10 protein-coding genes are annotated in these 13,158 nt (G+C 47.0%); 8 read left to right on the top strand and 2 right to left on the bottom strand.

Annotation, left to right across the window (positions count from 1 at the left end; translation table 11 throughout):
• Positions 1–9: 9 nt before the first annotated feature.
• Complete coding sequence (locus WKT10_RS06920) at positions 10–1,101, top strand: RluA family pseudouridine synthase (RefSeq protein ID WP_340276341.1); 1,092 nt, start codon at positions 10–12, stop codon at positions 1,099–1,101.
• Positions 1,102–1,208: 107 nt separating this feature from the next.
• Positions 1,209–2,306, top strand: coding sequence for a tryptophan--tRNA ligase (gene trpS, locus WKT10_RS06915; RefSeq protein ID WP_066548335.1), 1,098 nt, complete (start codon positions 1,209–1,211; stop codon positions 2,304–2,306).
• A gap of 101 nt (positions 2,307–2,407) precedes the next feature.
• Here trpS and WKT10_RS06910 read toward each other — a convergent pair whose 3' ends face one another.
• Positions 2,408–3,538, bottom strand: coding sequence for a DUF362 domain-containing protein (locus WKT10_RS06910; protein WP_066548337.1), 1,131 nt, complete (start codon positions 3,536–3,538; stop codon positions 2,408–2,410).
• 161 nt (positions 3,539–3,699) lie between these two features.
• Here WKT10_RS06910 and WKT10_RS06905 point away from each other — a divergent pair, with 161 nt between their 5' ends.
• Positions 3,700–4,254, top strand: a complete 555-nt coding sequence (locus WKT10_RS06905) for a Holliday junction resolvase RecU (protein WP_340276338.1) — start codon at positions 3,700–3,702, stop codon at positions 4,252–4,254.
• Positions 4,255–4,353: 99 nt separating this feature from the next.
• Positions 4,354–5,604, top strand: a complete 1,251-nt coding sequence (gene pepT, locus WKT10_RS06900; protein ID WP_337434523.1) for a peptidase T — start codon at positions 4,354–4,356, stop codon at positions 5,602–5,604.
• A gap of 40 nt (positions 5,605–5,644) precedes the next feature.
• Here the strand turns inward: pepT and WKT10_RS06895 are convergent, their stop codons facing one another.
• A complete protein-coding gene (locus tag WKT10_RS06895; protein WP_296038955.1) occupies positions 5,645–6,295 on the bottom strand; it encodes a TetR/AcrR family transcriptional regulator in 651 nt (216 codons plus the stop codon).
• Positions 6,296–6,667: 372 nt separating this feature from the next.
• On the opposite strand from WKT10_RS06895, the gene WKT10_RS06890 reads away from it, so the two are divergent.
• From WKT10_RS06890 to WKT10_RS06875, 4 genes are read left to right on the top strand one after another with little or no spacing between them, the layout of a single operon-like run.
• Positions 6,668–7,909 carry an MFS transporter gene (locus WKT10_RS06890; RefSeq protein WP_337434522.1) on the top strand — a complete coding sequence of 414 codons (1,242 nt, stop codon included), beginning with the start codon at positions 6,668–6,670 and terminating at the stop codon, positions 7,907–7,909.
• A 51-nt stretch (positions 7,910–7,960) separates the two neighbouring features.
• Positions 7,961–8,488, top strand: coding sequence for a (2Fe-2S)-binding protein (locus WKT10_RS06885; protein WP_066548376.1), 528 nt, complete (start codon positions 7,961–7,963; stop codon positions 8,486–8,488).
• Positions 8,485–10,779 carry a xanthine dehydrogenase family protein molybdopterin-binding subunit gene (locus tag WKT10_RS06880; RefSeq protein WP_337434521.1) on the top strand — a complete coding sequence of 765 codons (2,295 nt, stop codon included), beginning with the start codon at positions 8,485–8,487 and terminating at the stop codon, positions 10,777–10,779. Before WKT10_RS06885 ends, WKT10_RS06880 begins: the two co-directional genes overlap by 4 nt.
• On the top strand, positions 10,776–13,142 hold the full coding sequence (locus WKT10_RS06875; protein WP_340276335.1) for an FAD-dependent oxidoreductase: 2,367 nt from the start codon (positions 10,776–10,778) through the stop codon (positions 13,140–13,142). The genes WKT10_RS06880 and WKT10_RS06875 overlap by 4 nt, the downstream gene beginning before the upstream one ends.
• Positions 13,143–13,158 lie beyond the last annotated feature (16 nt).

Below are 13,158 nucleotides of genomic sequence, written 5' to 3'. Positions count from 1 at the left end.
AAAAAGACCATGCAGGAATTGAAGGTCACGGCAAATGAGGCCGGACAGCGGTTAGACAAGCTTTTAACCAAATATCTGAATCAGGCAGGAAAAGGCTTTTTATATAAAATGATGCGTAAAAAAAACATTACGCTGAACGGAAAGAAGTGTGAGGGAGCCGAGAGACTGGAGGAAGGAGATGTGATCCGCCTGTTTCTGGCGGATGAGACGATTGCTAAATTTTCCCAGACCACAGCCGATCTATCCTTCGCCCCGTCTGCATCAAAAGTCCCTCAGGCTTTAAAAACCCCGCAGACGTTGAACGGTCGGCCGCTATCAGAAAGCAGCACGGTCTGCTGCAAAAAGACGGGAAAGGAAAACAGCGCCCAGGCAGTAAAGCTGGATATCATCTATGAGGACAGTCATATTTTGATCGTCAACAAGCCCTCCGGCATGCTTTCTCAGAAAGCAAAAGAGAGTGATATTTCCCTAAATGAACATATCTTAAACTACCTCATCCAGTCCGGCCATCTGCCGGTTGAGCAGCTGCGTACCTTTAAGCCCTCTATCTGCAACCGTCTGGACCGGAATACCAGCGGACTTGTGGCGGCAGGCGTATCACTGGCAGGACTCCAGGGGATGAACCGCATATTCAAAGACAGGAGCATCCACAAATATTATCAGTGCCTGGTTAAAGGAGAGGTGAAAGAAAAACAGCTGATCACAGGCTTTTTAAAGAAGGATGAAGCTTCCAACAAAGTAGAGATCCATTCAAAGCAGACAGCAGACAGCGTACCCATTATGACGGAGTATGTTCCCCTTAAATCAAACGGAAAAGTGACCCTTTTGCAGGTAACGCTGATTACCGGGCGCAGCCATCAGATCCGGGCCCATTTAGCCTCCATCGGCCATCCTATTTTAGGTGATTTTAAGTATGGTGACAGAAGGGTCAATGAACGTGTGCGGTCAAACTACAAAATCACCTCCCAGATGCTTCATTCCTTCCGTCTGGTTATGCCTGAAGATCTTCCTGCGCCTCTTCATTATCTTGGCAAAAAGGAGTTTTCAGCGCCTCTTCCCGAGTCATTTTTAAGAGTTATGAAAGGCGAAGGACTGGCATAAGCAAGGCTGGAAACAGCCTCTTCCGTGCTTGACATAATATCACCTTTGGGGTATGCTTATTTATTATAAACTCCGGTTTTTAACTGGAGATGAGAGGATAAAATACAATGGGAAAAATCATATTAACCGGCGACCGTCCTACAGGCCGCCTTCATGTTGGACATTATGTAGGCTCATTAAAACGCAGAGTGGAACTGCAGAATTCCGGTCAGTTTGATGAAATATATATTATGATCGCAGACGCTCAGGCATTGACAGACAATGCAGATAATCCGGAAAAAGTACGCCAGAATATCATCGAAGTAGCCCTTGATTACCTGGCCTGCGGTCTGGATCCTGAGAAGTCTACTCTGTTTATCCAGTCCCAGATCCCTGAGCTCTGTGAGATGACCTTCTACTATATGGATCTTGTGACGGTTTCCCGTCTCCAGAGAAATCCTACAGTAAAATCTGAGATTCAGATGCGCAACTTTGAAACAAGCATTCCGGTTGGCTTTTTCACCTATCCCATCAGCCAGGCTGCGGACATTACTGCCTTTAAGGCGACGACCGTGCCGGTAGGAGAAGACCAGGCGCCCATGATCGAGCAGACCAGAGAGATCGTCCATAAATTCAACTCCGTCTATGACGGAAGTCTGGTAGAGCCTGAGATTCTTCTTCCAGACAATAAGGCATGTCTGCGTCTGCCGGGAATCGACGGAAAGGCAAAAATGAGCAAGTCCCTTGGAAACTGCATTTACCTGTCTGATTCTGAGGAGGAGATTAAAAAGAAGATCATGTCCATGTATACCGATCCCAACCACTTAAGAGTTCAGGATCCGGGACAGGTGGAAGGGAATCCTGTATTTATCTATCTGGATGCTTTCTGTACGGACGCTCACTTTGAAAAGTATCTGCCGGAGTACAAAAATCTGGATGAGTTAAAGGCTCATTACATGAGAGGCGGACTGGGAGACGTAAAAGTTAAGAAATTTTTAAACAATGTGATCCAGGATGAGCTTCGCCCCATCCGTGAGCGCAGAAAAGAGTTTGCAAAGGATATTCCCGCTGTATACAGGATCCTGGAAGAGGGAAGCATCAAAGCTGAGAAAAAGGCAGCAGAAACACTGGCAGAGATGAAGCGCGCCATGAAGATCAATTACTTTGAGGACAAGGAACTGATCGCAGAGCAGGCAGCCAGATTTAAGAGCGAGTCAGAAGCATAAATGAAACGTGTGCCGTCAGGCGCACCACAGTCAAACAGGAGCACATCCGGCTGCAAAAAGCCTGATATGCTCCTGTTTTGTTGTTTCTTGCGGATCACATATTACATTTTGATCAAGGTGTATTCCCTGCTTCCCAGTCCGATCTTTTCCGCATGCTCTAAGCAGCTTTTCCACTCGGATTCAGGAGTGGAATTGCGGAAATGGTCATGGTGATCCACAAAATCCTTCTTTGCCATATTTCTTGCCAGCTGGCTTCCGGGCATGGGAGCAGCTGCCAGACAGGCGTCCACGCAGGCCTGGTCTAAGGCCAGAGGATCAAAGGATGCGAACATGCCGATATTTGGAAGGATCGGGATATCATTTTCACCATGGCAGTCACAGTTGGGGGATACATCCACGATCAGGGAAATATGGAAGTTTGGCCGTCCGTCGATTACAGCTTTGGTGTATTCAGCCATGCGGCAGTTGAGAAGGGCATTGGCCGCGTTGTCATTAAAGGCAATGGCGTCAAAGTTGCAGGCTCCCAGACAGCGTCCGCAGCCTACGCAGCCGTCCAGATTGACCTCCATCTTGCGGGTGTCTTCATTGAAGATAAGGCCATTGTTGGCACATTCCTTCTGGCATTTGCGGCAGCCTCTGCAAAGCTCAGGGGTAATATGGGGTTTTCCGCTGCTGTGCTGTTCGGTCTTTCCGGCTCTGGAGCCGCAGCCCATACCGATATTTTTGATAGCGCCTCCAAATCCTGTAGATTCGTGGCCTTTAAAATGGGTCAGGCTGATAAATACGTCCGCATCCATCACTGCCCGTCCGATCTTTGCAGCTTTTACATATTCGCCGCCTTCTACCGGCACATCTACATCATCGGTTCCCTTAAGGCCGTCTCCGATAATGATGGGACATCCCACGGTCAAAGGAGTAAAGCCGTTTTCCCATGCGCACTCCATATGCTCCAGGGCATTTTTTCTGCTGCCTGGATACATGGTATTACAGTCTGTAAGGAAGGGCTTTCCACCCAGCTCTTTTACTACATCAACAACGGCCCTGGCATAATTGGGACGCAGGTAGCTGATATTTCCCAGCTCTCCGAAATGCATCTTGATCGCAACAAATTTTCCATCCAGATCCAGGTTTTCAATCCCAGCCTTTTTGATCAGCTTTTTTAACTTGGTAGGAAGACTGTCGCCAAAGGCAATTGTGTGAAAATCTGTGAAATAAACGTTTGACGGATTCATTGGTTCACCTCGTAATCATTTGCTTTTTATGTAAGGGTTTACAGTTCCTTTTTTATTATAAAACAAAGGGGGGAAAATGGCAATGATGGGATTTTGTGGTTCGTTGAGTTTCTTATGGTTTCATGATACAATACTTATGGAAATAAAGGAGATGATATAAGATGGGAACCTGGAACACCAGAGGCCTTCGGGGCTCTACCCTTGAGGATTTGATTAACCGCACCAATGACAGCTACAGGGAGAAAAAGCTTGCCCTGATACAGAAAATACCCACGCCCATCACACCGATCCAGATTGATAAGTCCAGCCGGCACATCACTCTGGCTTATTTTGACCAGAAGAGTACCGTGGACTATATCGGAGTGGTTCAGGGGATTCCCGTATGCTTTGATGCCAAGGAATGCAGTGCATCTACTTTTCCTCTGCAGAACATCCATGCTCACCAGATCCGTTTTATGGAGGAGTTTGAGGCTCAGGGTGGGATTGCCTTTATTGTTCTGTACTATACGGGGATGGATGAGATATATTATGTGCCTTTCCGTACCATAAAGCACTTTTGGGACCGGATGGAAGCCGGAGGGCGCAAGAGCTTTACCTATGATGAAATTGACCATTCCTGGCGGATCCGAGCTCACAGGGATATGCTGGTGCATTATCTGGAAATGATCGCAAGGGATCTGGAGCTGAGAGAGGGTTTGGAGGATGCAGAGACGTAAGCTAAAGCGGATTGGACAGGATAGGGTTCCTGTGATATACTTATTTACAGTTTTAGAAACTGAACTTTGTGAAAATGGTACATTTAAGGAGGAAACACAATGGTACAGAATCGATCACAGGTAACAGAGCGCTTTCTGCGCTATGCAGCCGTAGACACCCAGTCTGCGGATGATATGGAGCAGATGCCAAGTACAGAAAAGCAAAGGGTTTTAGGCCATATGCTGGCAGAGGAACTGAAAGAGCTGGGCGTATCGGATGTGCGTGAGGACGAAAACGGCTATGTATACGGCGTGATCCCCTCAAATCTGGAGGAAGGCCATCAGGCACCTGCTCTGGGTTTTATTTCCCATATGGATACAGCGCCTGCATTTTCAGGCACAAACGTAAAGCCTCAGATTATTGAAAATTACGATGGAGAGGATATCTGTTTAAATAAGGACGCCTCCATCTGGCTTTCCGCAAATGACTTTCCGGAAATGAAAAATTATAAGGGAAAGACGCTTATCACCACTGACGGCACCACCCTTTTAGGGGCAGATGATAAGGCGGGTGTGGCAGAGATCATGACCATGGCAGCCTGGTTTTTATCCCATCCGGAGGAAAAGCATGGCAAGATCTGTATCGCCTTTACCCCGGATGAAGAGGTTGGACGGGGCGCTGACCGCTTTGATGTAAATGGCTTTGGAGCAGATGTGGCCTACACCGTGGACGGCGGAGCGATCGGAGAACTGGAATATGAGAATTTTAATGCGGCATCCGGGCGGGTAAAGATCCATGGAGCCAGCATCCATCCCGGCAGCGCTAAGGGAAAGATGAAAAACGCCCTTTTAATGGGAATGGAATTTCAGTCCCTGCTGCCGGTCTTTGAAAATCCCATGTATACAGAGGAGTATGAAGGCTTCTTCCATCTGGACCGGATGGAGGGCAGTGTAGAGGAGGCTTCTCTGGAATACATTATCCGTGACCACAATAAGCAGAAATTTGAGGATAAAAAGGAACTGTTTAAGGAAGCAGCTGCCTATCTGAACAAAAAATACGGCTCTGGTTCTATAGAGGTACAGGTAAAAGATTCCTACTACAACATGAAAGAGAAGATCGAGCCCTATATGTACCTGATCGACGAGGCAAAGGCAGCTATGGAAGAGCTGGGTATCACTCCGGTGATCGTACCCATCCGCGGCGGCACAGACGGAGCAAGGCTTTCCTATATGGGCCTTCCCTGCCCCAACCTGTGTACCGGAGGCCACAATTTCCATGGGAAGTATGAGTATATCTGTGCAGAATCTATGGAAACCATTACAGAGCTTCTGATCCGGATTGCAAAGCGATTCGGGGAAATGGATCGATAAAAACAAATGCGTCCCTTCCGGATCTTCGGAATGGGGCGCTTTATTCAAAAATACATGACCGTATATCGAGAGGATGGGAATCGGCAAAGGCAAAGGCGTCTTTTATGTTTTCCTGGATGGTCATTTCATCCAGCTTGCATAAAATGCCCAACAGATAGATATGATAGTAGCAGTATTGATCCAGGGTAAATACGCCGGGATGATTCTGGTAGGTCTCAAACAGTCTGGATCGAACCCCCATATCCATGTATGCCTTCATCTGCAGATCTTTTCGGTCATAGGATTTGTGGAAGTCCTTTTCAATCTCTTCATAGATTCCGGCGATCATGGCCAGCTTATGATTCTGCCAGATCAGCTGCTGATCCTTATGATAAAATAATTCCATGTTTTTAGGCGTGCTCATTATCTTTCTGTAGGCGTAGATATAGATTATGCAGTGACGCCAGTATCGGTTTTTATATTCTTCCGGAAACGAGTCTACATATCCTTTGATCTGACTGAACAGATCATCTATAAACGTTTCCATGATCATAAATTTGTTCTTAAAATGATAAGTGATGGCGCCTTTTGTAATATTTAATTCATCTGCAATTTTCTGAAATGTAGTGCCGCTGTATCCGTATTCAAGGAACATACGGCCGGTTACCGTCAGAATTTCTTCTTTTAAATTTCTGGATTCTGTTTCTTTCAAATATTGGACTCCCTTTAGATTGATATGGATGGTCAGAAGGAAAATACTCTGGCCTTCCCAAACCATTATAACTCAATGACAAATCTTTGCCAAGTAAATATGAACAAAGAAGATTGTTATATTATCTGACAAAATCAAGAAAAATAGTGCTATACAAATAACATTTTGTATTGTGTGAAAAAAATCGAAAAAAGCGTTATTTATATAAATTAATAACGTAAATTTTGAATTAAATTACAAAACTATATTGACTATATGGATAAAAAAGGTTAAAATCAACAGTATACAAAATGTGTTTGTATAGCACAAAAAGGTCAGCTGAATTCTTTTTTTTAAACACAAATGTTAAAAAAATGACAAAAAGGAGAAGTCATGGGAACTCAAACGAAAAAAACAAACAAGTATATGTCATTGGCGGCAGTCACACTGGCGTTTTCATTTACCTTTTTGAGCCGGTACATCTGGAGCCCTCTGATGGCAGACGTATCCGGGGAATTTGGTATTAACGCCACACAGGCAGGACTTTATATGTCTGCTTTTTTTGCAGGATATCTGGTAACACAGATTCCGGGCGGAATTATGGCGGACAAATATCAGCCCAAGTATATTCTGATTGCCTGTACCGTTTTAGGCGGCGCTATGACAGCCCTTATGTCAGCCATAAACAGCTATGAAATGGGACTGGCAATCCGTGTGATTACAGGTGTGAGCAGCGGCTGCGTTATGGCCCAGTGTTCAAAAGTAGTTGCCCTTACATTTGCACCAAAAGAGAGAGCTTCTGCTATGGGCGTAGTGCTGGCTTCCCCGCCTTTCGGCATCACACTGGCTCAGTCTTTAGGCGCTCCTCTCAATCAGGCCTTTGGATGGCGGACTACCTTTATGATTGTAGGCGCAGTGGCAGCCGTTATCGTGGTTTTATTAGCTGTATTTGTACAGCCCGTTGAAAAGAAAGCGCCGGAAGCTTCCGCTCCCAGGGCAGCAGCACAGACCGCGGCAGCCAAAGCTCCCGGAGCCGGACAGGCCGGAATGCTGGAGGGACTGGTTGGTTTCTTTACCAATAAACAGCAGCTTCTTCTGGGCGCCAGCGGATTTATGTTCATGTTTATCAGCGTAGGCTTTGCTACCTGGACCAATAAATATGTCCAGAGCATCGGTTTCAGCCCTGTCCAGGGCGGCATGATTATTACCTGCTACAGCATTGCGGGCATCATTGCCTCCTGCCTGTCCGGAAGTATTGCCCAGAAGCTTCACATGAGCCACCGGAATTTCCTTATGATGACCCTTGCAGGCATGGGTGTGATGACCATTATCTTCTCTATGCAGAGAAGCTACACCGGACTGATTCTGGTAGGAATTATCTATGGTGCGGTTTCCTATCTGCCTTCCACCCATTACACCACCTCTGCCATGATGCTGGCAGGAGAGCGCTTTACAGCAACTGCCGCCTCCACACAGAATCTGTTATTCCAGATGGCAAGCCTGATTATGCCTATCATTGTAGGACGGGTAATTGATGCAACAGGAAGTTATTCCTTTGTATGGTACATCTTTGTTGGATGCGCAGTGGTTGCGGTATTCTTCAGCTTTCTGGTAAAAAATGACGAACGTCCATAAAAAGGTAGCTTTTGATTCAAAGATCACTTTTATAGAAAGGAAAAAAGCAATATGAAAGAACTTGTTCAAAAAATCATTACCTTGAAGGTAAACGGAAAGGATTACGACATCACCGTGGGAACGGGCAGAAATGATATGCCCGAAAGCGAGACTCTGGCTCATACCCTCAGGGACCGTCTGGGCCTTACAGGCTTAAAGATCGGATGCGATCAGGGAGCCTGCGGCTGCTGTACCGTGATTATGGACGGAAAGGCAGTTACGTCATGCATGACATTGACTATGGATTGTGACGGCTCAGAGATTACCACAATTGAAGGTCTGGCTGACCGGGCCACAGGAGAACTGGACGGCCTGCAGCAGGCATTTTTGGACAACTGCGGATATCAGTGCGGTTTCTGTATCCCCGGTGTAATCATGACAGCAAAAGCGCTTTTAAATGAAAATCCGGAACCCACAGAGGAAGAGGTCAGAGAAGCATTGGCTGGAAATTACTGCCGCTGCGGAACCCACTATACGGCAGTAGAATCCATTATGGCCTATGTAGAAAGCAATAAAAGCAAAAAGGAGGAGCAGGAATGAAAGAATTAAAGTATGTAGGCAAGGAAAAGGTTCGCCTGTTAGGTCCTCAGATTGTAACGGGAAAAGCAAAGTATACCGGTGATTTTAAGGTGCCTGGTATGCAGTATGGAAAAATTTTAAGAAGCCCCCATCCCTATGCCAAAATCGAAGCCATTGACGTTGAAAAGGCCAAGGCTTATCCCGGAGTTACTGCCGTTGTGACCTGGAAGGATGTGGACCCGAATATTTACATCACAAACGGTTTTACCCCTCCTAAGCATCATCATATTATGGATCAGTATGTCCGCTTCATCGGAGATGCAGTTGCCCTGGTAGTTGCCGAGACAGAGGATATTGCTCTGGAAGCAATGAAGCTGATTGACGTAACCTACACGGTGCTTAAGCCTGTATTCACCATCGAGGAAGCGCTGGCTCCCGATGCACCACAGCTTTATCCAGAATTTCCGGGAAATATTGCTCCTCACAAAAATAACATAAACTTTGAGGTGGGAGATGTGGAAAAGGGCTTTGAGGAGTCAGATGTAATCGTTGAGGTTGATTCTTCTATCGAAAACGGACAGAACCCGCTTCCGGTAGAGCCTCCTGTTACCATCTGCTGGTATGAAAACGATACATATAACTTTATCGCATCCGCTGCCGCTCCTGCATACTGCCATCAGAATGTGGCTTCATCCTTAAATGTGCCTTATGAGCAGGTACGCCTTACCGCTCCGGCAGTAGGAGGAAGCTTTGGTTCCAAGTTATACAGCGGCAATGTGCAGCCTCTTGTATTTACAGCAGTAATGGCGAAGGCTGCCGGATGTCCGGTTATGTTTAATTACAGCAAAGAAGAGCATTTTGCAATCCATCAGAACCGTATGGTTACCAAGGCTCATCTTAAATTTGGTATGAAGAAAGACGGTCTGGCAAGCGCGGTTGTTATGAATCAGGTTGCAGATGCAGGCGTCTGCGCTTCCACTCAGGAATTCATGCTGGCGGTGGGAACTAATACTCTTCCCATCCTCTGTAAAACAGACAATAAGAAATACGATGCAGAGGTAGTTGTTACCAACCATATGCCTTCCGGTTCCTTCCGCGGATACGGCTACATGGAGTCTACGGCTCTGGTAAGTCAGGCAATTATGGAGGCATGTATAAAGCTGGATATTGATCCTGTAACTTATCTGGTTAAAAATGCGATGAAGAAGGGCGACCGGTATCACAATGCAAATGCAGAGCCTCATCCATGGCAGTATAACAAGACGGCCGACTGGAGCGATCTGGTTGTCAAGACAGCAGATGCATTCCATTGGTCTGACCGATTCAAGGGCTGGGGCGTTCCTACCTGGGTATCTGCTGACGGAAAGAAGGTAAGAGGCGTGGGAGTAGGCGCTGCAGGCCATTCAGATACCGGCGGAAAGCCATCCAATGCCAATGTTACCCTTACCGGACTGGGCGCAGTCTATCTGTCAACCTGTATGTCTGAGTTTGGCGCAGGTACCAGAGATGTTATGCTCAAGGTTGTGGCAGAAGAGCTGGATATGCCGTTGGAGTCCATCCGTGTGTCCGATTCTGATACAGGAATGACGCCGCCTGATTTCGGTTCCACCGGTTCCCGTTCTACCTACTGCGGAGGCATCGTAGCAAAGCGCGCCTGTGAGGATGTGAAAAAGAAGCTTTATCAGCTGGCTCATGAAAAGCTCGGCCTTCCTGAGGATGATCTGGAATTTAAGGGCGGATATGTGTGCCGTCTGTCCAATCCGGAAGAAAAATACTCTCTGTTCCCTCACCTGATGGGAAAAGTAGACGGCGTTACCGGCTGCGGCCATTTTGACGGTGTTCATGACAGTACCATTTTCCATCTTCAGTTTGTAGAAGTAGAGGTAGATCTGGAAATGGGTACCTTTAAGATTGTAGACCACTTTGGCGGATCTGATGCAGGCGTAATTGTAAACCCGCTTCCGCTGCGCAATCAGATGCAGTCCTTCTTTGCGGGAATTGATATCGCATGTATGGAAGAAACCGTATGGGACCCCAATGATTACCGGGTATTAAACGCAAGCAATATTGATTATAAGACAAGAACCTTTAATGATGTAGTTCCCCATGACCACATTGTCCTGGAGTCTATGAAGAATACAGAGAATGATTATCCATTTGGCGCAGTGGGAGTAGGAGAGCCCTTACTGGCTCCCGGCGGTCCTGCCATCCGTATGGCAATCTACAATGCTTGCGGCATTAAGCTGGATTCTTATCCATTCTCACCTGCAAAAGTCCTGAAAGCGCTGAAGGAAAAGGAGGCAAATAAATGAAAAATTTTACATACATAAATCCATCTTCTGTGGAGGATGCGTCTGAGCTGCTGAAACAGTCCGGCACAGTTGCCATGGGCGGAGGCACGGATCTGATTGGCGTATTAAAGGACGGACTGCTTCCGGAATATCCGGAGCAGGTGGTTAATTTAAAGAAGCTTCCCGGCCTGTCCCAGATTGAAGTAAAGGAGGACGGACTTCACATTGGCGCGGAGGCAACTCTGCGTCAGGTAGCTGATTCTGAAACAGTAAAAGAGCACTGGGGCGCTTTAAGCACTGCCGCTACAAGTGTTGCCACCCCTAACATCCGCAATACTGCTACCGTAGCCGGAAACCTGTGTCAGGACATTCGCTGCTGGTATTACCGCTATCCGGATATTCTAGGCGGAAAGATTGACTGTGCACGTAAGAGCGGCCATCTCTGCTCCGCTATGATGGGTGAAAACCGTTATCACTCCATTTTCGGTGCAGCAAAGGTATGTGAGACTCCATGTACCGGAAACTGCCCAGCCCATACAGACATCTCCGCATATATGGAAATGGTACGCGCAGGAAGATATGAGGATGCGGCCCGCGTAATCCTGGAGGTAAATCCGATGCCGGCTATTACCAGCCGCGTATGCGCTCACTTCTGTATGGAAGGCTGCAACCGCAATACATATGATGAGAGCCTGAATGTAGGCGGCATTGAGCGTTACCTTGGAGATATGATCCTGGAGCATTCCGAGGACTTTATGCAGGGACCGAAGGAAGAAAACGGAAAGAAAATTTCCATCGTAGGTTCCGGTCCTGCGGGCCTGACCGCCGCTTTCTATCTCCGCCAGAGTGGCTTTGCAGTTACCGTATATGAGAAACAGAAAGAACCGGGCGGCTGCCTTTCCTATGCGATTCCGGCATACCGGCTTCCAAAGGATATCGTAAGAAAATTCGTCTCTGTTCTTAAAAATATGGGTGTCACATTCTGCTGCAGCTGTAATGTAGGCACAGACATTACTCTGGATGAAATTTATAAAATCAGCGACAGCGTAATGTTGGATACAGGCACATGGAAACGTCCTCTGATCGGGCTTGCAGGCGAAGAACTCACACGGTTCGGCCTGGAATTCCTGATTGACGTAAATAATTATATTCTTGACAGACCCGGTTCTGATGTTGTTGTAGTCGGCGGCGGAAACGTTGCCATGGACGTTGCCATCACTGCCAAACGTCTGGGCGCCCACAATGTAACCATGGTCTGTCTTGAGCAGAGAGATTCCATGCCGGCAAATGAAGAAGAGGTTACAAGGGCACTGGAAGAGGGCGTAAAGATCGTCAACGGCTGGGGACCCAAGGAAGTTCTGAGAACAGACGGAAAAGTCAGCGGAATCGTATTCAAGAACTGTCCTCAGGTTCTGGATGAAACAGGACGTTTCAATCCTGTATATGATGAAAACAATCTGCTTACAGTAGATGCAGATGTTATCATGATGGCAATCGGACAGAAGGCTGATCTGGACTTCCTGGAAGGCGCTTATGAGGTTGAAACTGAACGCGGACGCATCAAGGCATTAGAAGGAAACAAGACCAGCGTGGAAGGCATTTTTGCCGGAGGCGATGTAACAACCGGACCTGCAACCGTTATCAAGGCAATTGCGGCAGGAAAGGACACTGCGATCGCTATCCGCAAATACTGCCAGACAGACGCCCTTGAGGTTGAGAAGGCAGCTGCTGCCCGCCTGAAAGAAAAACTGGCATCCTTTACAAATGAGTGCCGTCATAATCACGAGGCAGCAAAGGCATCCCTCCTTTCTGTAGAAGACAGAGCCATGGATAAGGAGGATTTAAGCGGACTGGATGAAAGTGCTGTAAAGCATGAGGCATCCCGCTGCTTCAACTGCGGATGTCTGGCTGTAAACCCAAGCGACATGGCAAATATGCTGTATGCTTACGGTGCAAAAATCCGTACAAATATGAGAGAGCTGGACGCAGAAACCTTCTTTGCAGGCTCTACCCGCGTAAAGGATACCTTAAAGCCGGGAGAAATTGTTCTGGAAATCGTAGTTCCAATGCCTTCTGAAGGCACAACTGCTGTTTATGATAAGTACAGAACGAGAAAATCAATTGATTTCGCTATTCTTGCAGTAGCAGGTACCCTTCGTCTGGAAGAAGGCATTGTAAAGGAAATCAGCCTTGTATTGGGAGCAGCTGCACCGATTCCTATGAAATTACAGGAGGCAGAGCAGTATCTGCTTGGTAAGGAACTTACAGAGGAAACCGCAAAAGAAGCAGCAGAGATTGCCCTTAAGAAGGCAATTCCTCTGGAGATGAACGGTTATAAGATTGAAATGGCAAAGGTTATGATCCGGAGATTCCTTGGATTCTGATTTAAGCCATCCAGTT

The organism is Enterocloster sp. HCN-30185 (assembly GCF_037890305.1).
Classification (GTDB): domain Bacteria; phylum Bacillota; class Clostridia; order Lachnospirales; family Lachnospiraceae; genus Enterocloster.
The sequence above is the reverse complement of the archived record's forward strand: the minus strand, read 5'-3'. Positions and strand labels throughout refer to the sequence as shown.

What these genes read in the sequence shown, in the direction of transcription:
- trpS (WP_066548335.1), top strand. Translation starts at nt 1,209, where the DNA reads ATGGGAAAAATCATATTAACCGGCGACCGTCCTACAGGCCGCCTTCAT.
- WKT10_RS06920 (WP_340276341.1), top strand. Translation starts at nt 10, where the DNA reads ATGCAGGAATTGAAGGTCACGGCAAATGAGGCCGGACAGCGGTTAGAC.
- WKT10_RS06905 (WP_340276338.1), top strand. Translation starts at nt 3,700, where the DNA reads ATGGGAACCTGGAACACCAGAGGCCTTCGGGGCTCTACCCTTGAGGAT.
- WKT10_RS06910 (WP_066548337.1), bottom strand. Translation starts at nt 3,538, where the DNA reads ATGAATCCGTCAAACGTTTATTTCACAGATTTTCACACAATTGCCTTT.
- WKT10_RS06890 (WP_337434522.1), top strand. Translation starts at nt 6,668, where the DNA reads ATGGGAACTCAAACGAAAAAAACAAACAAGTATATGTCATTGGCGGCA.
- WKT10_RS06875 (WP_340276335.1), top strand. Translation starts at nt 10,776, where the DNA reads ATGAAAAATTTTACATACATAAATCCATCTTCTGTGGAGGATGCGTCT.
- WKT10_RS06880 (WP_337434521.1), top strand. Translation starts at nt 8,485, where the DNA reads ATGAAAGAATTAAAGTATGTAGGCAAGGAAAAGGTTCGCCTGTTAGGT.
- WKT10_RS06885 (WP_066548376.1), top strand. Translation starts at nt 7,961, where the DNA reads ATGAAAGAACTTGTTCAAAAAATCATTACCTTGAAGGTAAACGGAAAG.
- pepT (WP_337434523.1), top strand. Translation starts at nt 4,354, where the DNA reads ATGGTACAGAATCGATCACAGGTAACAGAGCGCTTTCTGCGCTATGCA.